Origin of the sequence: Streptomyces sp. NBC_01591 (assembly GCF_035918155.1) — a bacterium.
In the GTDB taxonomy this organism is placed as follows: Bacteria; Actinomycetota; Actinomycetes; order Streptomycetales; family Streptomycetaceae; genus Streptomyces.
Genome location: NZ_CP109327.1, coordinates 6,491,295 through 6,516,569, shown reverse-complemented (window position 1 = coordinate 6,516,569; position 25,275 = coordinate 6,491,295). Strand labels below are relative to the sequence as shown.

Below are 25,275 nucleotides of genomic sequence, written 5' to 3'. Positions count from 1 at the left end.
CGGAGGTCACTCCGTGATGGTGGGCTGCGTGGCCAGGAACGGGCGCAGCTCAAGCCATTCGTGGATCGGCTCCCCACCCGCCCCAGGTGCGGCCGACAGCTCCCCGGCCAGCTCGACGGCTCGCTCGTAGCTGTCGACGTCGATCACCATCCAGCCGGCGATGACGTCCTTGGTCTCGGCGAACGGACCGTCGGTGACCGGCGGGCGGCCCTCGCCGTCGTACCGGACGAACGTCCCCTCGGGGGCGAGCGCCTGACTGTCGACGAACTCGCCCGTCTTCTCCAGCCGGGCCGCGAAGTCGTTCATGTACTGCACGTGCGCCGAGATCTCCTCCGGCGTCCACTGGTCCATAGGCACGTCGTTGACCGCAGCCGGGGCACCGCGGTAGTGCTTGAGCAGAAGGTACTTGGCCATCGTGTTCTCCTCGGTGCTGGTGCGACCCATTCTGGTCGCGCTCTCTACGGGGACGAAGCCAGCCACGGGTTCTCGACATCGCCGTCGGAACTTTTTTGGCCCTCGTGCATCAGAGCCGACCGAGCCCGGCCCAGGCTGATCTACGAAGGGCCGGATAGTCCCCGCGCCAACGAGAAAGGCCCTCGCCGACTGGCGAGGGCCTTTCTTTTTCTTCTGAGCCCCAATGCGGAATCGAACCGCAGACCTTCTCCTTACCATGGAGACGCTCTACCGACTGAGCTATTGGGGCCTGCTGCGCTGTGGCAACGAGGTAAAGCATACCCCGAACTCAGGGATGCTCAAAACCATTGACCAGGGAAGACTCTGACGGGCTCTCACAGGACCCGGTACCGTGCCTACCGACACGATGCGGTACCTACCCGGACAAGGCCGGACCCGACCGCGCGACCCCATCGGGTCGGCCGTGAACGCAGAAAAGCCCCGTGCCACAAGGGCACGGGGCTTTCCACAATGATTGTTCGGCGGCGTCCTACTCTCCCACAGGGTCCCCCCTGCAGTACCATCGGCGCTGAAAGGCTTAGCTTCCGGGTTCGGAATGTAACCGGGCGTTTCCCTAACGCAATGACCACCGAAACACTATGAAATTAACCAACACCGGAAAAACACGGCCGTTCGTTATTTCAGAACTAACACAGTGGACGCGAGCAACTGAGGACAAGCCCTCGGCCTATTAGTACCAGTCAGCTCCACCCGTTACCGGGCTTCCACATCTGGCCTATCAACCCAGTCGTCTACTGGGAGCCTTAACCCCTCAAAGGGGGTGGGAATACTCATCTCGAAGCAGGCTTCCCGCTTAGATGCTTTCAGCGGTTATCCTTTCCGAACGTAGCCAACCAGCCATGCCCTTGGCAGAACAACTGGCACACCAGAGGTTCGTCCGTCCCGGTCCTCTCGTACTAGGGACAGCCCTTCTCAATATTCCTACGCGCGCAGCGGATAGGGACCGAACTGTCTCACGACGTTCTAAACCCAGCTCGCGTACCGCTTTAATGGGCGAACAGCCCAACCCTTGGGACCGACTCCAGCCCCAGGATGCGACGAGCCGACATCGAGGTGCCAAACCATCCCGTCGATATGGACTCTTGGGGAAGATCAGCCTGTTATCCCCGGGGTACCTTTTATCCGTTGAGCGACAGCGCTTCCACAAGCCACTGCCGGATCACTAGTCCCGACTTTCGTCCCTGCTCGACCCGTCGGTCTCACAGTCAAGCTCCCTTGTGCACTTACACTCAACACCTGATTGCCAACCAGGCTGAGGGAACCTTTGGGCGCCTCCGTTACTCTTTAGGAGGCAACCGCCCCAGTTAAACTACCCATCAGACACTGTCCCTGATCCGGATCACGGACCCAGGTTAGACATCCAGCACGACCAGAGTGGTATTTCAACGACGACTCCACAACCACTGGCGTGGCCGCTTCAAAGTCTCCCACCTATCCTACACAAGCCGAACCGAACACCAATATCAAACTGTAGTAAAGGTCCCGGGGTCTTTCCGTCCTGCTGCGCGAAACGAGCATCTTTACTCGTAGTGCAATTTCACCGGGCCTATGGTTGAGACAGTCGAGAAGTCGTTACGCCATTCGTGCAGGTCGGAACTTACCCGACAAGGAATTTCGCTACCTTAGGATGGTTATAGTTACCACCGCCGTTTACTGGCGCTTAAGTTCTCAGCTTCGCCGACCCGAAAGTCAGCTAACCGGTCCCCTTAACGTTCCAGCACCGGGCAGGCGTCAGTCCGTATACATCGCCTTACGGCTTCGCACGGACCTGTGTTTTTAGTAAACAGTCGCTTCTCGCTGGTCTCTGCGGCCACCCCCAGCTCGGAGAGCAAGTCTCCTCACCAGTGATGGCCCCCCTTCTCCCGAAGTTACGGGGGCATTTTGCCGAGTTCCTTAACCATAGTTCACCCGAACGCCTCGGTATTCTCTACCTGACCACCTGAGTCGGTTTAGGGTACGGGCCGCCATGAAACTCGCTAGAGGCTTTTCTCGACAGCATAGGATCATCCACTTCACCACAATCGGCTCGGCATCAGGTCTCAGACTATGTGCACGACGGATTTACCTACCGTGCGTCCTACACCCTTACCCCGGGACAACCACCGCCCGGGCTGGACTACCTTCCTGCGTCACCCCATCGCTTACCTACTACCACCTTGGTTCATCGGCTCCACCACTACCCTCAACTCCGAAGAGATCGGGCCGGCTTCACGGACTTAGCATTAATGGGCTCAGTATTGGGCGTTTCAAAGCGGGTACCGGAATATCAACCGGTTGTCCATCGACTACGCCTGTCGGCCTCGCCTTAGGTCCCGACTTACCCTGGGCAGATCAGCTTGACCCAGGAACCCTTAGTCAATCGGCGCACACGTTTCTCACGTGTGTATCGCTACTCATGCCTGCATTCTCACTCGTGAACCGTCCACAACTCGCTTCCGCGGCTGCTTCACCCGGCACACGACGCTCCCCTACCCATCCGTACTCCCGTTGGGGATACATGTACGAATGACACGACTTCGGCGGTACGCTTGAGCCCCGCTACATTGTCGGCGCGGAATCACTTGACCAGTGAGCTATTACGCACTCTTTCAAGGGTGGCTGCTTCTAAGCCAACCTCCTGGTTGTCTCTGCGACTCCACATCCTTTCCCACTTAGCGTACGCTTAGGGGCCTTAGTCGATGCTCTGGGCTGTTTCCCTCTCGACCATGGAGCTTATCCCCCACAGTCTCACTGCCGTGCTCTCACTTACCGGCATTCGGAGTTTGGCTAAGGTCAGTAACCCGGTAGGGCCCATCGCCTATCCAGTGCTCTACCTCCGGCAAGAAACACACGACGCTGCACCTAAATGCATTTCGGGGAGAACCAGCTATCACGGAGTTTGATTGGCCTTTCACCCCTAACCACAGGTCATCCCCCAGGTTTTCAACCCTGGTGGGTTCGGTCCTCCACGAAGTCTTACCTCCGCTTCAACCTGCCCATGGCTAGATCACTCCGCTTCGGGTCTTGAGCGTGCTACTGAAACGCCCTGTTCGGACTCGCTTTCGCTACGGCTTCCCCACACGGGTTAACCTCGCAACACACCGCAAACTCGCAGGCTCATTCTTCAAAAGGCACGCAGTCACGACTGCATGTGCAAGCACATACAGCGACGCTCCCACGGCTTGTAGGCACACGGTTTCAGGTACTATTTCACTCCGCTCCCGCGGTACTTTTCACCATTCCCTCACGGTACTATCCGCTATCGGTCACCAGGGAATATTTAGGCTTAGCGGGTGGTCCCGCCAGATTCACACGGGATTTCTCGGGCCCCGTGCTACTTGGGTGTCTCTCAAACGAGCCGTCAATGTTTCAGCTACGGGGGTCTTACCCTCTACGCCGGACCTTTCGCATGTCCTTCGCCTACATCAACGGTTTCTGACTCGTCTCACGGCCGGCAGACCGTGAAAGAGAGATCCCACAACCCCGCATGCGCAACCCCTGCCGGGTATCACACGCATACGGTTTGGCCTCATCCAGTTTCGCTCGCCACTACTCCCGGAATCACGGTTGTTTTCTCTTCCTGAGGGTACTGAGATGTTTCACTTCCCCTCGTTCCCTCCACACTGCCTATGTGTTCAGCAGCGGGTGACAGCCCATGACGACTGCCGGGTTTCCCCATTCGGACACCCCCGGATCAAAGCTCGGTTGACAGCTCCCCGGGGCCTATCGTGGCCTCCCACGTCCTTCATCGGTTCCTGGTGCCAAGGCATCCACCGTGCGCCCTTAAAAACTTGGCCACAGATGCTCGCGTCCACTGTGCAGTTCTCAAACAACGACCAGCCACCCATCACCCCGCTCCGAAGAACAGGTTCACTGGGGCCGGCAACTGAAGGCGACCATACGGCCGTACCCTCAGATACCCAACAACGTGCCCGACCCGATCCCCCAGAATTCATGTTCCACGCCGAAGCAGTACTAATGATCCCTGAAGAACCGTGCCGAATAGTCAACGTTCCACCCATGAGCAACCACCGTCGGACATTTGCCGACGTAGTGGCCTCTGACCAGGCAAGCCTGGTGAGAAGTGCTCCTTAGAAAGGAGGTGATCCAGCCGCACCTTCCGGTACGGCTACCTTGTTACGACTTCGTCCCAATCGCCAGTCCCACCTTCGACAGCTCCCTCCCACAAGGGGTTGGGCCACCGGCTTCGGGTGTTACCGACTTTCGTGACGTGACGGGCGGTGTGTACAAGGCCCGGGAACGTATTCACCGCAGCAATGCTGATCTGCGATTACTAGCAACTCCGACTTCATGGGGTCGAGTTGCAGACCCCAATCCGAACTGAGACCGGCTTTTTGAGATTCGCTCCGCCTCGCGGCATCGCAGCTCATTGTACCGGCCATTGTAGCACGTGTGCAGCCCAAGACATAAGGGGCATGATGACTTGACGTCGTCCCCACCTTCCTCCGAGTTGACCCCGGCAGTCTCCTGTGAGTCCCCATCACCCCGAAGGGCATGCTGGCAACACAGAACAAGGGTTGCGCTCGTTGCGGGACTTAACCCAACATCTCACGACACGAGCTGACGACAGCCATGCACCACCTGTACACCGACCACAAGGGGGGCACCATCTCTGATGCTTTCCGGCGTATGTCAAGCCTTGGTAAGGTTCTTCGCGTTGCGTCGAATTAAGCCACATGCTCCGCTGCTTGTGCGGGCCCCCGTCAATTCCTTTGAGTTTTAGCCTTGCGGCCGTACTCCCCAGGCGGGGAACTTAATGCGTTAGCTGCGGCACCGACGACGTGGAATGTCGCCAACACCTAGTTCCCAACGTTTACGGCGTGGACTACCAGGGTATCTAATCCTGTTCGCTCCCCACGCTTTCGCTCCTCAGCGTCAGTAATGGCCCAGAGATCCGCCTTCGCCACCGGTGTTCCTCCTGATATCTGCGCATTTCACCGCTACACCAGGAATTCCGATCTCCCCTACCACACTCTAGCCTGCCCGTATCGACTGCAGACCCGGGGTTAAGCCCCGGGCTTTCACAACCGACGCAACAAGCCGCCTACGAGCTCTTTACGCCCAATAATTCCGGACAACGCTTGCGCCCTACGTATTACCGCGGCTGCTGGCACGTAGTTAGCCGGCGCTTCTTCTGCAGGTACCGTCACTCTCGCTTCTTCCCTGCTGAAAGAGGTTTACAACCCGAAGGCCGTCATCCCTCACGCGGCGTCGCTGCATCAGGCTTTCGCCCATTGTGCAATATTCCCCACTGCTGCCTCCCGTAGGAGTCTGGGCCGTGTCTCAGTCCCAGTGTGGCCGGTCGCCCTCTCAGGCCGGCTACCCGTCGTCGCCTTGGTAGGCCATCACCCCACCAACAAGCTGATAGGCCGCGGGCTCATCCTTCACCGCCGGAGCTTTCAACCCCGTCCCATGCGGGACAGAGTGTTATCCGGTATTAGACCCCGTTTCCAGGGCTTGTCCCAGAGTGAAGGGCAGATTGCCCACGTGTTACTCACCCGTTCGCCACTAATCCACCCCGAAGGGCTTCATCGTTCGACTTGCATGTGTTAAGCACGCCGCCAGCGTTCGTCCTGAGCCAGGATCAAACTCTCCGTGAATGTTTTCCCGTGATCGGGACAACACAACACGAGAGCGGAACGACCGGACGGAATAAGACCGGTCGTTCACAGCGTCCTCGCTGTGTAAATTGCCTACCGGGTCAGTGACCCCGTAGGACTTTCAAAGGAACCTCCAACCTGCCGAAGCAGGCCGGGGTATCAACATATCTGGCGTTGACTTTTGGCACGCTGTTGAGTTCTCAAGGAACGGACGCTTCCTTTGTACTCACCCTCTCGGGCTTTCCTCCGGGCTTTTCCCTTCGGTCTTGCATTTCCGACTCTATCAGACTCTTTCGTGTCCGATTCCCGGTCGAAACGGGGTTTTGCTTCGCTTTCCAGTTCTTCGCTTTCGCGTTTCCCTTTCCGGCGGTTCCAACCTTACCAGACTCTTTTTCGTTCCGTTTCCGGTCCGAATTTGAATTCCGGTGGCCTTTGGATTGGCCTTGCCTTTCGGCGGATCCGACTTTATCAGAAGTTCTGAGTCGGAATTCCCGCCCCGTCCGGGACACTCACTGCACACGAGTGTGCGCGGTGCTTCCCGGTCAGGCGGAGCCGTAAACGTACTGGAGCGGGGCGCCCCGATGCAAATCGGGGGCCCCGCTCCGTAGTTCGCGTCTGTCGGGGTCAGACCTCGACGACGACCGGAAGGATCATCGGGCGCCGACGGTAGGTGTCGGAAACCCACTTGCCCACCGTGCGGCGGACCAGCTGCTGGACCTGGTGGGGCTCCAGCACACCGTCCTGCGCGGACTTGTTGATCGCTTCCTCGATCTTCGGCACGACGGCGCTGAACGCCGAGTCGTCGATACCGGAGCCGCGGGCGTGGATGTCCGGCCCGCCCGTGATCTTGCCGGAGGAGCTGTCGACCACGATGAAGACGGAAACGATTCCCTCTTCGCCGAGGATGCGACGGTCCTTGAGCGAGGTCTCGGTGACATCGCCGACCGAGAGGCCGTCGACGTACACGTAGCCCGCCTGGACCTTGCCGACGATCTTGGCCTTGCCGTCGATGAGGTCGACGACGACGCCGTCCTCCGCGATGACGATGTGGTCCTTGGGCACGCCGGTCAGCGCGCCCAGTTCGGCGTTGGCCCTCAGGTGGCGCCATTCGCCGTGGACCGGCATCAGGTTCTTCGGCTTGCAGATGTTGTAGAAGTACAGCAGCTCGCCGGCCGAGGCGTGGCCCGAGACGTGGACCTTCGCGTTGCCCTTGTGGACGACGTTGGCGCCCCAGCGGGTCAGGCCGTTGATCACGCGGTAGACCGCGTTCTCGTTGCCCGGGATCAGGGACGACGCGAGGATCACCGTGTCGCCCTGGACGATCCGGATCTGGTGGTCGCGGTTGGCCATCCGGGACAGTGCGGCCATCGGCTCGCCCTGGGATCCCGTGCAGACCAGCACGACCTCGTCGTCCGGCAGGTCGTCGAGGGTCTTGACGTCGACGACCAGGCCCGCGGGGACCTTCAGGTAGCCGAGGTCACGGGCGATGCCCATGTTGCGGACCATCGAGCGGCCGACGAAGGCGACCCTGCGGCCGTACTCGTGTGCCGCGTCGAGGATCTGCTGGATGCGGTGGACGTGGCTGGCGAAGCTCGCCACGATGATGCGCTTCTGGGCGTTGGCGAAGACCGTGCGCAGGACGTTGGAGATGTCCCGCTCGGGCGGTACGAAGCCGGGGACCTCGGCGTTCGTCGAGTCGGAGAGGAGGAGGTCGATGCCTTCCTCGCTCAGCCGGGCGAAGGCGTGCAGGTCGGTGAGCCGGCCGTCCAGCGGGAGCTGGTCCATCTTGAAGTCGCCGGTCGCGACGGCCATGCCCGCGGGAGTGCGGATGGCGACCGCGAGGGCGTCCGGGATGGAGTGGTTGACCGCGATGAACTCGCAGTCGAACACACCGATGCGCTCGCGCTGGCCCTCCGCCACTTCGAGGGTGTACGGACGGATGCGGTGCTCCTGGAGCTTCGCCTCGATCAGCGCGAGGGTCAGCTTGGAGCCGATGAGGGGGATGTCCGGCTTCAGGCGCAGCAGATACGGGACACCACCGATGTGGTCCTCGTGGCCGTGCGTGAGGACGATGCCCTCGATGTCGTCGAGACGGTCCCGGACCGTGGTGAAGTCCGGCAGGATCAGGTCGATTCCGGGCTGCTCTTCCTCGGGGAAGAGAACTCCGCAGTCGACGATGAGCAGGCGGCCGCCGTACTCGAAGACCGTCATGTTGCGGCCGATTTCACCGAGGCCGCCGAGCGGGGTGACGCGAAGGCCGCCCTTCGGGAGCTTCGGCGGGGTGCCGAGTTCGGGATGCGGATGACTCAAAAGACTCTCCTTACCACGCACGCCACGTACCGCTTGGGCACGTGGCGCGCATGTCATTCGTGCACTTGCTGTTGTCTGTGTTTTCGCTCTTGCGAGTGTTCTTCGCGTATTCAGTTGTGAAGTCTGTGGTTACAGCTCTACCCCGCCGGCGGCGAGATCGATCTTGAGCTGGGTCGTTTCCTGTTCGGTGAGCTCCACCAGGGGGAGGCGCAGCGGGCCTGCGGGGAGGCCCTGGAGGGTCAGTGCGGCCTTGGTGGTGATGACGCCCTGGGTGCGGAACATCCCGGTGAAGACCGGCAGGAGCTTCTGGTGGATCTCCGTGGCCTTCTGAACGTCGCCGCCGACATACGCCTCGATGAGGGCGCGCAGGTCGGGGGTGACGACGTGGCCGACGACGGAGACGAATCCGATGGCGCCGACCGAGAGCAGTGGCAGGTTCAGCATGTCGTCGCCGGAGTACCAGGCGAGGCCGGAGCGGGCGATGGCCCAGCTCGCTCGGCCGAGGTCGCCCTTGGCGTCCTTGTTGGCGACGATGCGCGGGTGCTCGGCGAGCCGTACCAGCGTCTCCGTGTCGATCGGCACACCGCTGCGGCCGGGGATGTCGTAGAGCATCACCGGCAGGCCGGTGGCGTCCGCGATCGCCGTGAAGTGGCGGAAGATGCCTTCCTGTGGCGGCTTGTTGTAGTACGGCGTCACCGCGAGGAGGCCGTGGGCACCGGAGCGTTCGGCCGTACGGGCGAGCTCGACGCTGTGACGGGTGTCGTTGGTGCCGATGCCTGCGACGACGTGGGCCCTGTCCCCCACGGCTTCCAGTACCGCCCGTACGAGCTGGTCTTTCTCCGCGTCGCTGGTGGTCGGGGACTCGCCGGTGGTGCCGTTGACGACCAGGCCGTCATTGCCTGCGTCCACCAGGTGGACGGCGAGCCGCTGGGCGCCGTCGAGGTCGAGTGCGCCGTCCGCCGTGAAGGGCGTGACCATAGCGGTGAGGACCCGCCCGAAGGGGGTCTGCGGAGTGGAGATCGGAGCCATGGGTAACACGCTACTCGCTGCTCAGGGCCCAATGCCCCCTCGGGGGACAAGCTGTAGGAGCCCGGCACTGCCTGCTCGGGGGTTCAAGCAGTGCCGGGTCCGTTTGATCAGCCTAGATGAACTTCACGAAACGCCGCAATATGGACACCGCTTACGGGGCTACGCGTCCGTTTTTGTTGAAGGCTGCATGGGTGAGCGGCATGAGCCGGGCCCAGTGCTCCTCCATCTGCTGGCCGACCATCTCGATCTCGCGCTGCGGGAAGGACGGAACCTTCGCCAGCTCGTGCTGGGTGCGCAGGCCGAGGAAGTGCATCAGCGAGCGGGCGTTGCACGTGGCATACATCGAGGAGAAGAGGCCGACGGGGAGCACTGCGCGGGCGACCTCGCGGGCCACTCCCGCGGCGAGCATCTCCTGGTACGCCTCGTAGGCCTGGCGGTAGGAGTCCTCCATGACGCGGCCGGTGAGCTCCTGCTGGGCCTGGGTGCCCTCGACGAACTCGTACTTGCCGGGGCGGCCCTGCTGGACGAGCTTGCGGGAGGCGTCCGGGACGTAGAAGACCGGCTCCAGCTCCCTGTAGCGGCCCGATTCCTCGTTGTACGACCAGCCGACGCGGTGGCGCATGAACTCGCGGAACACGAAGATCGGGGCGCTGATGAAGAAGGTCATCGAGTTGTGCTCGAACGGGCTGCCGTGGCGGTCACGCATCAGGAAGTTGATGAGGCCCTTGGAGCGCTCGGGGTCCTTGGTGACCTCCTCCAGGGACTGCTCACCGGCCGTGGAGACACGGGCCGCGAACAGGACGTCGGAGTCGCCCGCGGCGTGTTTCACCAGCTCAACGGTGACATCGCTGCGGAAGCTGGGCTTTGCGGGCTCGGGGGTCTCGGTCACCGGCGGGGTCCTTCCAGTTGCGTCGCTCGGGCGGCGCCCACTCTACGGGCCACCACTGACAACCAGGGCCGGAAGGTCCGTCCAGGGATTTCTTCGACGAATTCGGCGATTCGGGGCACGGATCGGGCCCGCCACGCGTCTGACTCAATAGCAGCATCCGTAATAGAGTTCAAGGAGACCTTCCTCATGTTCTGCCGGCGTGAATCCGTCCCGTTCTCGTTCGTGGCCGAGAGCGACCGATTCCGCAGTAACGTCACTCCGCCGCCGCGGGAGCGCGCCACCGTCTCCCAGCTGGCCGGCCGTTCCCTTGTCGGGCTGACGATGGTCGTCGGCCTCGTCGGGGCGCTGATCCTCGGCCTGCCCGCGCTCAGTCCCGCCCAGAGCCCCTCGCACGCCGAGCAGACCGAGGCCTCCCACGGGCATTGACACGTACGGGCCCCCTGGGGTGGTCGGGTCGGCGACCACCTCGGTAGCCTCACCGGGCACAGCAATCGAGCGTGTTTGTGAGTGAGGATCAGTCGTGCCCCTGCCCTTTCTGACGGCCGACCGCGCGTTTGACGCGAGCGCCGAGGACATCGCGCTGCCGTTCGACGACCACGACAGCTGGCGGCGTCCGTACCGCCCCGGCCCCTGGCGGGTCGCAGCTGCGGCCTTCCTGCTGCTGCTCGCGTCCTTTGTCCTGCTCGCGGGAATGATCATCGCGTTCGCCGGGGCGCTGCCGGGCGCGGCCGTATGTCTGGGAGTCGCCCTCGTGGTCATCTTCTGCGCGCTGCGGCTGCTGCGGGTCGGTGCCTGGGTCAGTCGGCACGGCGTGCGCCGGGTGGGCTTCTTCACGACCGCGACCGTGCCGTGGAACCGCGTCACCGCCATCCGTACGGTGCAGCAGCCGGTGAAGTGGCTCGGGTTCCCGCGCACGGTCCAGGGGCAGGCCCTGATCGTCGTAGGCCAGGGGGGCGAGGCGATTCCGCCGCTGCTCACCGACAACAACGCCGACTTCCTGACGCGGGGCGAGGCGTTCGACCGTGCGGCCGACACGGTGGAGGCGTGGGGGGACGAGTACCGGCGGGCCTGAGCCCCTTGGACGAATGGGCCGCCCGGCCCGGCACGCCCGTTCAGGACGTGCTGGGCCGGGCGTCCTTCATGTGCAGGGCGATGGCGCGCTGCATGGCCTTCCGGGCCCGCGGGGTGTCCCTGGCGTCCTGGTAGGCGACGGCCAGGCGGAACCAGCAGCGCCAGTCGTCCGGGGAGTCCTCGGTCTCCTCGCGGCGGCGGGCGAACACCGCGTCGGCCGAGTCGCGGTCGATGCGGCCGGACGGGGTGCGGACCAGTTCGTCGACCGGCAGGCCGCCCTCGGCGTCGAGTTCCGCGGCCAGCGCGTTCGCCCGCGACACGAACTGGGTGTTCTTCCAGAGGAACCAGATGCCGATCACCGGCAGGATCAGCACCGCGACCCCGAAGGTGACCGTCAGCAGCGTGCCGTGCCGGATGAGCAGTACGCCACGGCTGCCGACCAGGGCGAAGTAGAAGACCAGGACGGCAGCGGTGACGAAGTAGGTGATCTTTGCGCGCATGGCAGGGCTCAGTCAGTTCAGGTCGAGGAAGTGTTCCAGGCCGAACGTGAGGCCGGGAGTGGTCACCACGCGGCGTGCGCCGAGCAGGATGCCCGGCATGAAGCTGCTGTGGTGCAGGGAGTCGTGGCGGATGGTGAGCGTCTCGCCCTCGCCGCCGAGCAGCACTTCCTGGTGGGCGAGGAGGCCGCGGAGCCGGATCGCGTGGACGGGGACTCCGTCGACGTCCGCGCCGCGGGCGCCGTCCAGGGCCGTGGTGGTGGCGTCCGGCTGCGGGGCGCAGCCGGCCTTTCTGCGGGCCTCGGCGATCAGCTGGGCGGTGCGGGTGGCGGTGCCCGAGGGGGCATCGACCTTGTTGGGGTGGTGGAGTTCGACGACCTCGACGGACTCGAAGTAACGGGCGGCCTGCTCCGCGAACTTCATCGTGAGGACGGCGCCGATGGAGAAGTTCGGCGCGATGAGCACACCGGTCTCCGGGGAGCCGGAGAGCCAGGTGTTCAGCTGCGCGAGCCGTTCGTCGGACCAGCCCGTCGTGCCGACGACGGCGTGGATGCCGTGCCGGACACAGAAGTCGAGGTTGTCCATCACGGACGCGGGGGTGGTGAGTTCGACGACGACCTGAGCGCCGGATTCCGTGAGGGTCTCCAGCTTGTCGCCGCGGCCCAGCGCGGCCACCAGCTCCATGTCGTCGGCGGCCTCGACGGCTCGTACCGCCTCGGCTCCGATACGGCCCCTGGCGCCGAGAACGGCCACGCGCAGCTTGCTCATTGCTCTGCTTCCTTAACGGTGGAGTTAGGAGACCGCTTCTTCGAGGCGGCCGGCCTGCTTGTCCTTGAGCGGGCCGATGACGGAGAGGGAGGGGCGGTGTCCGAGGACCTCGCCCGCGACCGTGCGGACGTCGTCGGGAGTGACCTGTGCTATCCGGGCCAGCATGTCGTCGACCGACATCTGGTCGCCCCAGCACAGTTCGCTCTTGCCGATGCGGTTCATCAGCGCGCCGGTGTCCTCCAGGCCGAGGACCGTGGAGCCGGAGAGCTGCCCGATGGCGCGGCCGATCTCCTCGTCGCTCAGTCCTTCGGATGCCACCCGGTCGAGTTCGTCCCGGCAGATCTTGAGGACGTCGTGGACCTGGCTGGGCCGGCAGCCCGCGTACACCCCGAAGAGTCCGCAGTCGGCGAAGCCCGAGGTGTACGAGTACACGCTGTAGGCGAGGCCGCGCTTCTCCCGTACCTCCTGGAAGAGACGTGAGCTCATGCCGCCGCCGAGGGCGGTGTTGAGGACGCCCAGCGCCCAGCGGCGCTCGTCGGTGCGGGCCAGGCCGGGTACGCCGAGGACGACATGGGCCTGCTCGGTCTTGCGGTTCAGCAGCTCGACCCGGCCCGCGGTGCGCAGGGTGCGTGCGCCCTCGCGCGGGGCGACCGGGACGGCGTCGGTGCGCGACAGGGCGCCCGCCCGCTCGAACGCCCTGCGGACCTGGCGTACGACCGTGGCGTGGTCGATGTTGCCGGCGGCGGCGACGACCAGGTGCGTGGGGTCGTAGTGCTTCTTGTAGAAGCGGGCGATCCGGCCGCGGTCGAGCGCGTTGATGGTGTCGACGGTGCCGAGGACCGGGCGGCCGAGGGGGGTGTCGCCGAGCATGGTGTGCGCGAACAGGTCGTGCACGCAGTCGCCCGGGTCGTCCTCGGTCATTGCGATCTCTTCGAGGATGACGCCGCGCTCGGCGTCGACGTCCTCGGCGGTGATCAGCGAGCCGGTCAGCATGTCGCAGACGACGTCGATGGCCAGCGGCAGGTCGGTGTCGAGGACCCGCGCGTAGTAGCAGGTGTACTCCTTCGCCGTGAAGGCGTTCATCTCGCCGCCGACCGCGTCGATCGCGGCGGAGATGTCGAGGGCGCTGCGCTTCGCGGTGCCCTTGAAGAGGAGGTGTTCGAGGTAGTGCGTCGCGCCGTTCAGCGTGGGGGTCTCGTCGCGTGATCCGACGTTGGCCCAGATGCCGAAGGTGGCGGAGCGTACGGAGGGCAGGGTCTCGGTGACGACCCGGAGACCGCCGGGCAGGACGGTGCGGCGGACCGTACCGATGCCGTTGGTGCCCTTGAGAAGCGTTTGGGTACGGGCGACGGCCCGCGCCTTCGAAGAGGCGCGGGCCGTCGTCACGGAACTACGGGACGTCACTTGGCGGCGTCGTCCTTCTTCTCGTCCTCTTCACCCTCGACGACCGGGATCAGGGAGAGCTTGCCGCGGGAGTCGATCTCGGCGATCTCGACCTGGACCTTGGCACCGACACCGAGCACGTCCTCGACGTTCTCCACGCGCTTGCCACCGGCGAGCTTGCGGATCTGCGAGATGTGCAGCAGGCCGTCCTTGCCCGGCATGAGGGAGACGAAGGCACCGAAGGTGGTGGTCTTGACGACCGTACCCAGGTAGCGCTCGCCGACCTCCGGCATGGTCGGGTTGGCGATCGAGTTGATCGTGGCGCGGGCGGCCTCGGCGGCCGGCCCGTCGGCGGCACCGATGTAGATGGTGCCGTCGTCCTCGATCGTGATGTCGGCGCCGGTGTCCTCCTGGATCTGGTTGATCATCTTGCCCTTGGGGCCGATGACCTCACCGATCTTGTCCACCGGGATCTTGACGGTGATGATCCGCGGGGCGTTCGGGGACATCTCGTCCGGGACGTCGATGGCCTCGTTCATCACGTCGAGGATGTGGAGGCGTGCGTCGCGGGCCTGCTTCAGCGCGGCGGCCAGGACCGAGGCGGGGATGCCGTCGAGCTTGGTGTCGAGCTGGAGCGCGGTGACGAACTGCTTCGTACCGGCGACCTTGAAGTCCATGTCGCCGAAGGCGTCCTCCGCACCGAGGATGTCGGTGAGGGCGACGTAGTGGGTCTTGCCGTCGATCTCCTGGGAGATCAGACCCATGGCGATACCGGCGACGGCGGCCTTGAGCGGCACACCGGCGTTCAGCAGCGACATGGTGGAGGCGCAGACCGAGCCCATGGACGTCGAGCCGTTGGAGCCCAGCGCCTCGGAGACCTGGCGGATCGCGTAGGGGAACTCCTCGCGCGTCGGCAGCACCGGCACGATGGCGCGCTCGGCGAGCGCACCGTGGCCGATCTCGCGGCGCTTGGGCGAGCCCACGCGGCCGGTCTCACCGACGGAGTACGGCGGGAAGTTGTAGTTGTGCATGTAACGCTTGCGGGTCACCGGGGAGAGGGTGTCCAGCTGCTGCTCCATGCGGAGCATGTTGAGGGTGGTGACGCCCAGGATCTGGGTCTCGCCACGCTCGAACAGCGCCGAGCCGTGCACCCGCGGGATGGCCTCGACCTCGGCGGCGAGCGTACGGATGTCCGTGACGCCGCGGCCGTCGATGCGGACCTTGTCCTTGATGACGCGCTCGCGGACCAGCTTCTTGGTCAGGGCGCGGTACGCGGCGGAGATCTCCTTCTCGCGGCCCTCGAAGGCCGGGAGGAGCTTCTCGGCGGCGATCTCCTTGACGCGGTCCAGCTCGGCCTCGCGGTCCTGCTTGCCGGCGATGGTGAGCGCCTGGGCCAGCTCGGACGTCACGGCGGCGGCGAGCGCCTCGAAGACGTCGTCCTGGTAGTCCAGGAAGACCGGGAAGTCGCCGGTGGGCTTGGCGGCCTTGGCGGCGAGGTCCGACTGGGCCTTGCAGAGGACCTTGATGAAGGGCTTCGCGGCCTCGAGACCGGCGGCGACGACCTCCTCGGTGGGGGCCTCGGCGCCGTCCTTGACGAGCTGGATGGTCTTCTCGGTGGCCTCGGCCTCGACCATCATGATCGCGACGTCGCCGTCCTCCAGGACGCGACCGGCGACGACCATGTCGAAGACGGCGTCCTCGAGCTCGGTGTGCGTCGGGAAGGCGACCCACTGGCCCTTGATCAGGGCGACACGGGTGCCGCCGACCGGACCGGAGAAGGGCAGGCCGGCCAGCTGCGTGGAGCAGGAGGCGGCGTTGATCGCGACCACGTCGTACAGGTGGTCGGGGTTGAGCGCCATGATCGTCTCGACGATCTGGATCTCGTTGCGCAGGCCCTTCTTGAAGGAGGGGCGCAGCGGGCGGTCGATCAGGCGGCAGGTGAGGATCGCGTCCTCGGAGGGCCGACCCTCACGACGGAAGAAGGAGCCGGGGATCTTGCCGGCGGCGTACTGCCGCTCCTCGACGTCCACCGTGAGGGGGAAGAAGTCGAGCTGGTCCTTGGGCTTCTTGGAAGCGGTGGTGGCCGACAGCACCATGGTGTCGTCGTCCAGGTACGCGACGGCGGAGCCGGCGGCCTGCTTGGCCAGGCGGCCCGTCTCGAAGCGGATGGTGCGGGTGCCGAAGGTTCCGTTGTCGATAACGGCCTCGGCGTAGTGGGTCTCGTTCTCCACTAGCGTTTTCTCCGATACATATCGTCTTCTCGCCCCCACGCCCGTGTGGCGGGGGACGTAGCGGAGAAGCCCTCCATCGGCGGGCCGGTCTTCGATCGAAGCACCCGGATCGATGAGTCCGGGGGCCACTACCGAGGACCGGCGGCGGGGAGGTCTGCTTCTCGCTCGTCTGTCGGTCGTTCTCCGACCAGGTTACTGAGATTCGGTTCTGCTTGGCATTCCGGCCGTACGGGCGGACCCGTCACATCCCGTACATGCCCGCGTACGCACAATCGTACGTACAGCAAAGGGAGCGGCCCCCCTCAGTGGTGGGAACCGCTCCCTTCACGGCGAATTACTTGGCGCCGCCGGCCGCACCGCGGCGGATGCCGAGGCGGTCGACCAGGGCACGGAAGCGCTGGATGTCCTTCTTGGCCAGGTACTGAAGGAGGCGGCGACGCTGGCCGACCAGGATCAGCAGACCACGACGGGAGTGGTGGTCGTGCTTGTGCGTCTTGAGGTGCTCCGTCAGGTCCGAGATCCGGCGGGAGAGCATCGCGACCTGGACCTCGGGGGATCCGGTGTCACCCTCCTTCTGGGCGAACTCGGACATGATCTGCTTCTTCGTAGCGGCGTCGAGCGGCACGCGTACTCCTCTTGATGTTCGATGCGCCCACGAGTGCCCCTGGTCTAGATCGCAGGGGAGCTTCCATGACTCGGAGGCGAAGGTCCGATGAGCGCAGCTCCCAGAATGATCCGGGAGGGCGTACACAAACGGCCGTCACACAGCGTACCAGCCCCCGCGGCTCAGCTCGTCAGGGCCCTTGCCCTGGTGAAGACGTCCAGCACCGCCAGGCAGAGCGGGACCAGGGAGAGCAGGACGGCGCTCTCGGTCAGGTCGAGGAGGCGGCCCCAGAACGGGGAGAGGCCCTTGTGCGGGATGATCAGGCCGATGGCGGTGAGCAGGGCGGCCCCGGCGGCGACGGCCGCGGAGAGCCAGATCGTACGGATGTCCAGGGAGCTGCGGTCCCCGTACCTCACCAGGTCGAACAGCAGGTCGGTCGGCGGGTTCAGGGAGAGGCCGAGCACCAGCAGGGCGATCGTGCCGATGCCCGCCACCAGTACGCAGGCGACCTGCGAGGTGTAGCGGAACAGGCGGGCTCGGAGCAGCATCGCGAGTCCGGCGGCCAGCGCCAGGAACTGGCCCCAGACGTTGTCCGAGAAGCCGAGCACGGCCGCGCAGCCGACGACGACCGCCGCGCAGCCCCCGACCAGGCCGAGCAGCATCTCGTGGCCGCGGCGGGCCTGGGCCGCGATGCGGTCGCCGTCGACGGGGGTGCCCTGGGCCGGGGGCTCGGCGTAGGGGTCGGCGAAGTTGTCGTCGTAGCCGCCCGGGGTGGTGCGCGGCGACGCGTAGCCGATGGGGAGCCGGGCGAACCGGGCGGAGAGGCCGGGCAGGAAGGCGACCAGGCCGAGGGTGACCGGGGCGCAGACGGCGGCCGTCTCGGTGGCGGACGCCTCGGTGAGGATCGCGACGAAGGTCGCCAGGGTGCCGACGGTGGCGAGGAAGGTGGTCGCTACGAACGGGGCGTCGCCGCTCGGGGTGAGGGCGACCAGCGCGACCGAGGCGATCAGCACGGCGACGCAGCCGAGCAGGAACTGGAGCCGGCCGGGGCCCTGGCCCGCGTCCGGGCCGATGATGCCGGAGCCCGCGATGAGTACGAGGGGCAGTGCGCCGAGACCGAGGGCGACCGCGGTGGAGCGGTCCGTGTAGACCCGGGCGCGTACCCCCGCGAACGCGGTGAGCAGCAGCCCGGCGGAGCCCGCGATGATGCCGGGCAGGCTGTGCATGTCGTGCCTGACCGGGTCGGCGAACCAGAGCACGAAGCCCATCAGGACGAGCAGCAGTACGCCGCCGACCAGGCCCGCGCCGCGCAGCAGTTCGTCGCTCCACAGGTGGCGGTCTCGGGTGACGGCGGAGGCCACGGCGTCCGAGACGTCGTCGAAGACGGCGGGCGGCAGGGACTGGGCGAAGGGGCGCAGGCTGAGGAGTTCGCCGTCGAGGACCTGCTGGGCGGCGAGGGTGCGCGCGCCGTCGAGGACCGTGCCGTCGCGGCGTACGAGGTGGTAGCCGGTGGGGGTTCCGGCCGCCTGGGTCTGGCCGGTGAGCCGGAGGATCTCCGGGTAGACGTCGGCGACGGCGATGTCCTCCGGCAGGGCCACATCGATCCGGCTGTCGGGCGCCACGACGGTCACCCGGCAGAAGCCCGTCGCTGCAGTCGAACTCACGTGTCTGGTCCCCCTGATTCGCGGTTGCGCACGGTGCGCGCGCCACCCTACCGGGCGGGCGGCAGGTCATCTGCAAGTAGGATCGCCGTCGCGCGGAGGGACGTCCGCAAGCAATGGCAGCCACGGGGGCTTCGGTGCACGTCCGGCCGGTCTTGTGCCCGTCCGTACCGAGGGATTGATGTTTCGGTGAGCCAGATCGTCGTGAAACGACCTCCGCGGGCCCTGCCGCCGGAAGTCCCCATGGACGAGTTGACGTTGGAGGCCCCTCCCGAGCTGCCCCGCGGGCAGCAGGAGGGCATGCTGATGCAGATCCTGCCGGTGCTCGGCATGGGTTCGTCGGTGGTCTTCTTCTTCTCGCCGCAGGCACCTCCGTTCATGCGGATCATGGGTGTTCTGATGCTGGTCTCGACCGTCGGGATGGTGGTCGCGCAGCTGGTCCGCTATCGCCGCGGTACGCAGGGGCAAATGGCCGATGTCCGGCGCGACTACCTCAAGTACCTGGCGCAGACCCGGCGTACGGTGCGCCGGACGGCGCGCTCCCAGCGGGATGTGCAGCTGTATCTGCAGCCCGCTCCGGAGCAGTTGTGGTCGGTGGTCGCCGAGGGCAGCCGGGTGTGGGAACGGCGCGTCGGCGACAAGGACTTCGGGCAGGTCCGGGTGGGGCTCGGGGCGCAGCAGCTGGCCACCCCGCTGATCGCTCCCGACACCGCTCCGGTGGATGAGCTGGAGCCGATGTGCGCGGGTGCGATGCAGCGGTTCCTCGCCGTGCACGGGTCGTTGGACGGGCTGCCGATGGCCGTGTCGATGCGGGCGTTCTACCACGTGACGGTCTCCGGTCAGCCGGAGGCGGCGCAGTCGGCCGCGCGGGCGCTGGTCGCCCAGCTGGTGACGCTGCACTCCCCCGAGGACCTGATGGTCGCCGTGGTGGCGGCGCGGGGTGCGGTGGAGCGCTGGGACTGGGCGAAGTGGCTGCCGCATCTGCAGCTGCCGGGGCAGGTCGACGGGGCCGGTACGAAGCGGCTGTTCGGGGACGACCTGGGTGAGCTGGAGCAGTTGCTGGCGAGCCGGCTGGAAGGACGGCCGCGGTTCGGCCGGGAGAGTCAGCCGGTGCTGGACCAGCCGCACGTCGTGGTGGTGCTGGACGGTGGGATCGTGCCGCCCGACTCGCTGTTCGCGGCGGCCGAGGGCCTGCAGGGTGTGACGATCGTCGAGGTGGTGCCGGGCGAGCTCGACGAGCCGCGGGGCGGTCTCTCCGTGGTGGTGCGGCCGGGGCTGCTGCGGCTGGAGTCGGGTGCGGGGATGGTGTACGAGGGTGTGCCGGACGGGATGTCGCTGCCCGCGGCCGAGGCGCTGGCCCGGCAGCTCGCGCCGCTCAGGATGGGCGGGGGCGACGACGACGAGCCGCTGCTGGCGAACCTGGACTTCACGGATCTGCTGAATCTGGGCGACGCGGGTTCGGTCGATGTGGCGCGGACCTGGCGGCCGCGGTCGGTCTCCGAGCGGCTCCGGGTGCCGATCGGTATCGGCGAGGACGGTCAGCCGGTGATGCTGGACCTGAAGGAGGCCGCGCAGGACGGCATGGGTCCGCACGGGCTGTGTGTCGGTGCCACGGGTTCCGGCAAGTCCGAGCTGCTGCGGACGCTGGTGCTGGGGCTCGCGGTCACGCACTCCTCGGAGACGCTGAACTTCGTGCTCGCGGACTTCAAGGGCGGTGCGACGTTCGCCGGGATGTCGCACATGCCGCATGTCGCGGCCGTCATCACCAACCTCGCGGACGACCTGACACTGGTCGACCGCATGGGGGACGCAATCCGCGGTGAGCTGCAGCGGCGGCAGGAGCTGCTGCGGTCGGCCGGCAACTACGCCAACATCCACGACTACGAGAAGGCGCGGGCGGCGGGTGCGGCGCTGGAGCCGCTGGCCTCGCTGGTCCTGGTCATCGACGAGTTCTCCGAACTCCTCACCGCCAAGCCCGACTTCATCGACATGTTCATCCAGATCGGCCGGATCGGGCGTTCGCTGGGTGTGCATCTGCTGCTCGCTTCGCAGCGCCTGGAGGAGGGCAAGCTGCGCGGTCTCGACACCTATCTCTCGTACCGGATCGGGCTGCGGACCTTCTCCGCCGCCGAGTCGCGTACGGCGCTCGGTGTGCCGGACGCGTACCACCTGCCGTCGGTGCCCGGTTCCGGCTATCTGAAGTTCGGTACGGACGAGATGACCCGGTTCAAGGCGGCGTATGTGTCGGGGACGTACCGCACGGGCGGCCCCGATCTGTCGGTGGGGGCGCTGCCGATCGAGCGCCGGCCCGCGCTGTTCAGCGCCCTTGAGGTGCCGGTGGTGTACGCGGCGCCCGACCCGGCGCATCTGGTGGCCGCCCGGGCGGGCTCGGACGACGACGCGCTGGCCGACACGGTGCTCGATGTGATCGTGCGCCGCCTGGAGGGGCAGGGGGTGCCCGCCCATCAGGTGTGGCTGCCGCCTCTGGACCGGGCGCCGACGCTGGACCAGCTGCTGCCGGGGCTCGCGCCGGCCGCCGAGCGGGGTTTCACGGCGACGGAGTACACCCGTCCGGGCGGGCTGACCGCGCCGCTCGGGCTGATCGACAAGCCCTTCGAGCAGCGGCGCGAGGTGCTGTACCAGGACTTCTCGGGCGCCGCGGGTCACATGATGGTCGTCGGCGGTCCGCAGTCCGGGAAGTCGACGCTGGTACGTACGCTCATCTCGTCGTTCGCCCTCACCCACACCCCGCACGAAGTGCAGTTCTACGGGCTGGACTTCGGTGGTGGCGGTCTGGTCTCGCTGGCGGATCTGCCGCATGTCGGCGGGATGGCCTCACGGCTTGACCCGGAGCGGGTGCGGCGTACGGTCGCCGAGGTCGCGGGTGTGCTGAACCGGCGCGAGGAGTTCTTCCGCGCCCACTCCATCGATTCCATCGCCACCTACCGGCGCAGGCGTGCCCTGGGCGAACTGCCCGGCGAGCCCTGGGGCGATGTCTTCCTGGTCGTGGACGGCTGGGGCGGTTTCCGGTCCGAGTACGAGAATCTGGAGCAGGTCGTCACCGACATCGCCTCGCGCGGGCTCGGTTACGGCATCCATGTCGTGATCACGGCGGCCCGTTACATGGAGGTGCGGGCCGCGCTGAAGGACCAGATCCTGGGCCGTCTGGAGCTGCGGCTCGGCGACGTCATGGACTCCGAGTTCGACCGGAAGGTCGCGGCCAATGTGCCGGCCGGTGTCCCGGGCCGGGGGCAGGTGGCGCAGAAGCTGCACTTCATGGGCGCGCTGCCGCGTATCGACGGTTCCAGCAGCGCCGCGGATCTCTCCGAGGGCACGGCCGCGTTCGTCGGGACGGTGAAAACGAACTGGGCGGGTCCCGCCGCGCCGGCCGTGCGGCTGCTGCCGCGCAAGCTGCCGGCCGATCAGCTGCCGAAGGGCTTCGAGTTCCCGCAGCGGGGCATCGCGATCGGTATCGACGAGACCGCTCTGGAGCCGGTGTTCGTCGACTTCGAGACCGATCCGTTCTTCCTGGTCTTCGGGGAGAGCGAGTCGGGCAAGACCAATCTGCTGCGGCTGATCGCGAAGCAGATCTCGGAGCGCTACTCCCCCGACGAGGCGAAGCTCGTCGTCGGTGACTACCGGCGGGGGCTGCTGGGCGCGCTGCCGGAGGGCCATCTGCTGGAGTACGCGCCGATGGCGAGCTCGATGCAGATGCACATGGAGGCGCTGGCGGGCGTGTTCGCGCGCCGGCAGCCGCCGACCGACGTCACGCCGCAGCAGCTGCGTGACCGCAGTTGGTGGACCGGTCCGCAGATCTTCATCATCGTCGACGACTACGACCTGGTGGCGACGAACGCGGGCAATCCGCTGGCCCCGCTGGCGGAGTACCTGCCGTTCGCCCGGGACACCGGGGTCCGCTTCGTCATCGCGCGGAACTCCGCCGGGGCCTCGCGGTCGATGTACGAGGCGTTCATGCAGCGCATCAAGGAGCTGGGGGCGCAGGGTGTCGTCCTCTCCGGTGACCCGGGCGAGGGCGATCTGATCGGTACGGTGCGCGGGCATGCGATGCCGCCGGGGCGCGGATACTTCGCCTCGCGGCGCCGGGGCAACCCGCTGGTGCAGATCGGGCGGCTGCCGGAGCAGCGCTGATCCGGTGCGATAGCACATGATCGACTCCCCGTACACCGGGGCGGAAAGCGGGGATAGTCTGCTGACGGATCCGAGAAAGCGTTCCGCCGCAGGAGAGGGAAGGCGCCCGATGGGTACTCAGCAGGAGAAGGACGAGCTGTACGCACTCGACATCTCGGGGGTGGAGTGGCTGAGCGCGCCCGGTACCGAGGAGGCCGAGGAGCGCGTCGAGATCGCTCATCTGCCGGGTGGTGCCGTGGCGATGCGGTCCTCGCTGGATCCCGGGACGGTGCTGCGGTACACCGAGGCCGAGTGGCGGGCCTTCGTCCTGGGTGCGCGGGACGGCGAGTTCGACCTGAAGTAGCCGGCAGACATACGGAAGGAGGGGCACGCCCGGCGGGCGTGCCCCTCCTTCCGTATGTCTGCCGGCGGTCAGTACGCCTCGGTGAAGCCGCGCGAGGCCCTGTGGTCCGTGGCGCGGTAGCTGTCCTTGCCGTTCTCGACGATCCTCGCAACCTGCTCCAGGCGGTCCTTCATGTGCTCCGCCCGGCCCTTGTACTTGCCCTGCAGGCTCACGTACTCACCGTGGGCCACACCGTCCCAGGTGTCGGTGACGACCTTGAGCGCGGCGTCCATCTCTTCGAGGTCCTTGACGATGTTCCTGGACACCGCGCGGATGCGGTTGGCCATCTCCTGGACGGTCTCGTACTTGACCTTCGTGTTCGGGTCGTGCCCCATGTGTCTTCTCCTCGGTGCTCGGCGGGTGCGGAAGGGGTGGTGCGGCGCCGCTCAGACGTTGTTCAGTCCGGAGGTGTTGGCGGGCAGCGCCTGATCCTTGACCGCGTTGAAGGCCGCACGGACCTCCTCGTCGTTGGCGTTGCTGAGGTTCTTGGTGCCTTCCACCGCGTTGAGCAGGACGTCGAGGAGCCGACGGATCTGGTCGTGGTCCTCGTTGATCATCAACTGCGCGGACTTGAACCCCGAGGCGCCGACACCCGTCCATCCGGCGCTGACCGTCTCCAGGATGTCGGCCAGCTCCCTGGACTGACGGGACACCGCGCGGCCCGTCTCAATGATCTTGTTCTTCGCCTGGACGATCGGATCGTCGGCAAGTCCGAAACCGCCTGAGGGGCTGGTCATCCGGAAGTCCTATCTCTCGGTTCCCTGGCCTGTCCGTCTGTCACGGTCAGGATCCTTCCGTTCCCATGTGCTCCGGCAAAGGAATGGGGAAGGTCCGGGCCCGGGAAACGCCGTCTAGGCATCCCTTTGGCTCGAATTCGGCGTCGGCCACTTCTCGTTCCCCCGTCACACACGTGAAGTCTGTTACCACCCTAGCCATTTCGCGGCCTCTCCCCAACTGCTCTTCACCGGGGGCCGGTCACATCGCCGGGCGGCCGCGTCATCGCGCGACGCGCCTTCGGCGGACGTCCCGGACGACCGTCGCGGCCCCGGCGATCACACCGACCAGGACGGCTGCCGCGGTCAGCGCGTAGGTGGCGTACCGCTCGCTGCGCTCCTGCGGGGTCTCCGACAGGGACAGCTGCGCGGGCTCGGGGGCCGGTGCCTTCGGCGGTGCCGGGTCCGGATGCGCGGCGTCCTGCGGGATGTCGTCCCCGGACAGGGCGCGGACCGGGTCGACGACGCCCCAGCCGACGAAGTCGTCATGGCCGGTGACGGAGCGTTCGGCGGTCTGCTCGATCCGGGCGACTATCTGGGCCGCCGTCCACTTCGGGTACTTGGCCCGCATCAGGGCGGCGACCCCGGCGACGTACGGGGCGGAGAAGCTGGTGCCGTTGTCGGTGCACTGGCCGTAGCCGGGGACGGTGGAGACGATGTCGACGCCCGGGGCGGCGACTCCGACGAAATCGCCGGCCTGGGAGAACGGGGCGCGCTCGTTGTTGCGGTCGGAGGAGGCAACGGCGAGGACTCCGGCGAAGGCGGCCGGGTAGGTGCGTTTCCGTCTGCCGTCCATGCCGTCGTTGCCCGCGGAGGCGACCACGACGATGTTCTTGGCGAGCGCCCTGGCCACGGCCCGGCCCAGCGTGGACGTCTCGTCCAGGGCTTTGGTCGTGTCCTGGGAAATGTTGATGACCTGGGCGTGCTCGGCGATCGCGTGGTCGATCGCGGTGGCCATCGTGGTGTCCTTGCCGCTGTTCTTCTCGTCGTTCTGGCGGATCGGGATGATCGTGGCCTCGGGGGCCAGTCCGACGAATCCGGTGCCCTTGTGGGGGCGGGCGGCGATGATGCCGGCGACCTTGGTGCCGTGGCCGACCTCGTCGACCGTGCCGTCGCTCTTGCCACCCTTGAGGTAGTCGGCGCCCGCCGATGCGTCGACGGCCGTCCTCAGCTGCGGGTTGTCGTTGTCCACGCCGGTGTCGATGACCGCGACGCGTACACCCTTGCCCTTGGTGTCCTGCCAGAGTTCGTCCAGCAGAACACGCTGCAGCGGCCAGGGGCGGCCCTCGTACTGCCCCTTCATCGGGAAGGTGCACTCGCCGCCGCCGTCTATGCCCAGGTCACCGGGCCCCTCGGTGTCCTCGGCCGCGTATGCGGCCCCCGGCCCCGCCAGTGCGGCCAGCGCGGCGGCGACCGCCACCGCGCCGGCCGTCTTCCGGTACCCCATCTGCTTC

At 66.4% G+C, this 25,275-nt stretch carries 17 protein-coding genes, 1 tRNA gene and 3 rRNA genes; 4 read left to right on the top strand and 17 right to left on the bottom strand.

Annotated features, from left to right (window positions below):
- Window positions 1-6: 6 nt before the first annotated feature.
- The 8 genes from OG978_RS30115 to thyX form a co-directional block, all read right to left on the bottom strand.
- A complete protein-coding gene (locus tag OG978_RS30115) occupies window positions 7-414 on the bottom strand; it encodes a YciI family protein (RefSeq protein ID WP_326768204.1) in 408 nt (135 codons plus the stop codon).
- Between the two features lie 216 nt (window positions 415-630).
- Window positions 631-703 (bottom strand) — tRNA-Thr (locus OG978_RS30110).
- A gap of 227 nt (window positions 704-930) precedes the next feature.
- Window positions 931-1,047: ribosomal RNA gene (gene rrf / locus OG978_RS30105) — 5S ribosomal RNA — on the bottom strand.
- A gap of 77 nt (window positions 1,048-1,124) precedes the next feature.
- A 23S ribosomal RNA gene (locus tag OG978_RS30100) occupies window positions 1,125-4,250 on the bottom strand.
- Window positions 4,251-4,548: 298 nt separating this feature from the next.
- A 16S ribosomal RNA gene (locus OG978_RS30095) occupies window positions 4,549-6,074 on the bottom strand.
- The 16S, 23S and 5S rRNA genes sit together here with 1 tRNA gene alongside, the layout of an rRNA operon.
- 624 nt (window positions 6,075-6,698) lie before the next feature.
- Window positions 6,699-8,384: a ribonuclease J gene (locus OG978_RS30090; RefSeq protein WP_326768203.1), complete on the bottom strand. Its 1,686-nt coding sequence runs from the start codon at window positions 8,382-8,384 to the stop codon at window positions 6,699-6,701.
- A 129-nt stretch (window positions 8,385-8,513) separates the two neighbouring features.
- Window positions 8,514-9,413, bottom strand: a complete 900-nt coding sequence (gene dapA / locus OG978_RS30085; protein WP_326768202.1) for a 4-hydroxy-tetrahydrodipicolinate synthase — start codon at window positions 9,411-9,413, stop codon at window positions 8,514-8,516.
- A gap of 151 nt (window positions 9,414-9,564) precedes the next feature.
- Window positions 9,565-10,302, bottom strand: a complete 738-nt coding sequence (gene thyX / locus OG978_RS30080) for an FAD-dependent thymidylate synthase (protein WP_072489299.1) — start codon at window positions 10,300-10,302, stop codon at window positions 9,565-9,567.
- Window positions 10,303-10,488: 186 nt separating this feature from the next.
- On the opposite strand from thyX, the gene OG978_RS30075 reads away from it, so the two are divergent.
- Complete coding sequence (locus tag OG978_RS30075; RefSeq protein ID WP_326768201.1) at window positions 10,489-10,728, top strand: hypothetical protein; 240 nt, start codon at window positions 10,489-10,491, stop codon at window positions 10,726-10,728.
- A gap of 94 nt (window positions 10,729-10,822) precedes the next feature.
- A complete protein-coding gene (locus OG978_RS30070) occupies window positions 10,823-11,374 on the top strand; it encodes a hypothetical protein (protein WP_326768200.1) in 552 nt (183 codons plus the stop codon).
- A gap of 40 nt (window positions 11,375-11,414) precedes the next feature.
- On the opposite strand, the gene OG978_RS30065 is transcribed toward OG978_RS30070, so the two are convergent.
- From OG978_RS30065 to eccD, 6 genes are all read right to left on the bottom strand, one after another.
- Window positions 11,415-11,873: a tetratricopeptide repeat protein gene (locus OG978_RS30065; protein ID WP_326768199.1), complete on the bottom strand. Its 459-nt coding sequence runs from the start codon at window positions 11,871-11,873 to the stop codon at window positions 11,415-11,417.
- A 12-nt stretch (window positions 11,874-11,885) separates the two neighbouring features.
- Complete coding sequence (dapB, locus tag OG978_RS30060) at window positions 11,886-12,638, bottom strand: 4-hydroxy-tetrahydrodipicolinate reductase (protein ID WP_326768198.1); 753 nt, start codon at window positions 12,636-12,638, stop codon at window positions 11,886-11,888.
- Between the two features lie 24 nt (window positions 12,639-12,662).
- Window positions 12,663-14,042: a M16 family metallopeptidase gene (locus tag OG978_RS30055; protein ID WP_326768197.1), complete on the bottom strand. Its 1,380-nt coding sequence runs from the start codon at window positions 14,040-14,042 to the stop codon at window positions 12,663-12,665.
- Complete coding sequence (locus OG978_RS30050) at window positions 14,039-16,252, bottom strand: polyribonucleotide nucleotidyltransferase (protein WP_093548427.1); 2,214 nt, start codon at window positions 16,250-16,252, stop codon at window positions 14,039-14,041. The genes OG978_RS30055 and OG978_RS30050 overlap by 4 nt, the downstream gene beginning before the upstream one ends.
- Window positions 16,253-16,586: 334 nt before the next feature.
- Window positions 16,587-16,877 (bottom strand): 30S ribosomal protein S15, encoded by a 291-nt coding sequence (gene rpsO / locus OG978_RS30045; RefSeq protein WP_003965855.1) that lies wholly within the window; start codon window positions 16,875-16,877, stop codon window positions 16,587-16,589.
- Window positions 16,878-17,038: 161 nt separating this feature from the next.
- Window positions 17,039-18,520, bottom strand: a complete 1,482-nt coding sequence (eccD, locus tag OG978_RS30040) for a type VII secretion integral membrane protein EccD (RefSeq protein WP_326768196.1) — start codon at window positions 18,518-18,520, stop codon at window positions 17,039-17,041.
- Window positions 18,521-18,706: 186 nt separating this feature from the next.
- Between eccD and eccCa the strand changes: the two genes are divergently transcribed.
- Window positions 18,707-22,666 carry a type VII secretion protein EccCa gene (eccCa, locus tag OG978_RS30035; RefSeq protein ID WP_326768195.1) on the top strand — a complete coding sequence of 1,320 codons (3,960 nt, stop codon included), beginning with the start codon at window positions 18,707-18,709 and terminating at the stop codon, window positions 22,664-22,666.
- A gap of 109 nt (window positions 22,667-22,775) precedes the next feature.
- Window positions 22,776-23,009, top strand: a complete 234-nt coding sequence (locus OG978_RS30030) for a DUF397 domain-containing protein (RefSeq protein WP_072489308.1) — start codon at window positions 22,776-22,778, stop codon at window positions 23,007-23,009.
- A 68-nt stretch (window positions 23,010-23,077) separates the two neighbouring features.
- On the opposite strand, the gene OG978_RS30025 is transcribed toward OG978_RS30030, so the two are convergent.
- The 3 genes from OG978_RS30025 to mycP all read right to left on the bottom strand — a co-directional run bounded on the left by OG978_RS30025 (window position 23,078) and on the right by mycP (window position 25,268).
- Complete coding sequence (locus OG978_RS30025; RefSeq protein ID WP_326768194.1) at window positions 23,078-23,383, bottom strand: WXG100 family type VII secretion target; 306 nt, start codon at window positions 23,381-23,383, stop codon at window positions 23,078-23,080.
- A 51-nt stretch (window positions 23,384-23,434) separates the two neighbouring features.
- Complete coding sequence (locus tag OG978_RS30020; RefSeq protein WP_326768193.1) at window positions 23,435-23,785, bottom strand: hypothetical protein; 351 nt, start codon at window positions 23,783-23,785, stop codon at window positions 23,435-23,437.
- Window positions 23,786-24,044: 259 nt separating this feature from the next.
- The gene (gene mycP, locus OG978_RS30015) at window positions 24,045-25,268 is read right to left on the bottom strand and encodes a type VII secretion-associated serine protease mycosin (RefSeq protein ID WP_326768192.1); all 1,224 of its coding nucleotides are present in this window, start codon (window positions 25,266-25,268) and stop codon (window positions 24,045-24,047) included.
- Window positions 25,269-25,275: the final 7 nt, after the last annotated feature.

What these genes read in the sequence shown, in the direction of transcription:
- OG978_RS30025 (WP_326768194.1), bottom strand. Translation starts at nt 23,383, where the DNA reads ATGGGGCACGACCCGAACACGAAGGTCAAGTACGAGACCGTCCAGGAG.
- OG978_RS30030 (WP_072489308.1), top strand. Translation starts at nt 22,776, where the DNA reads ATGGGTACTCAGCAGGAGAAGGACGAGCTGTACGCACTCGACATCTCG.
- mycP (WP_326768192.1), bottom strand. Translation starts at nt 25,268, where the DNA reads ATGGGGTACCGGAAGACGGCCGGCGCGGTGGCGGTCGCCGCCGCGCTG.
- OG978_RS30075 (WP_326768201.1), top strand. Translation starts at nt 10,489, where the DNA reads ATGTTCTGCCGGCGTGAATCCGTCCCGTTCTCGTTCGTGGCCGAGAGC.
- dapA (WP_326768202.1), bottom strand. Translation starts at nt 9,413, where the DNA reads ATGGCTCCGATCTCCACTCCGCAGACCCCCTTCGGGCGGGTCCTCACC.
- OG978_RS30115 (WP_326768204.1), bottom strand. Translation starts at nt 414, where the DNA reads ATGGCCAAGTACCTTCTGCTCAAGCACTACCGCGGTGCCCCGGCTGCG.
- OG978_RS30065 (WP_326768199.1), bottom strand. Translation starts at nt 11,873, where the DNA reads ATGCGCGCAAAGATCACCTACTTCGTCACCGCTGCCGTCCTGGTCTTC.
- OG978_RS30020 (WP_326768193.1), bottom strand. Translation starts at nt 23,785, where the DNA reads ATGACCAGCCCCTCAGGCGGTTTCGGACTTGCCGACGATCCGATCGTC.
- dapB (WP_326768198.1), bottom strand. Translation starts at nt 12,638, where the DNA reads ATGAGCAAGCTGCGCGTGGCCGTTCTCGGCGCCAGGGGCCGTATCGGA.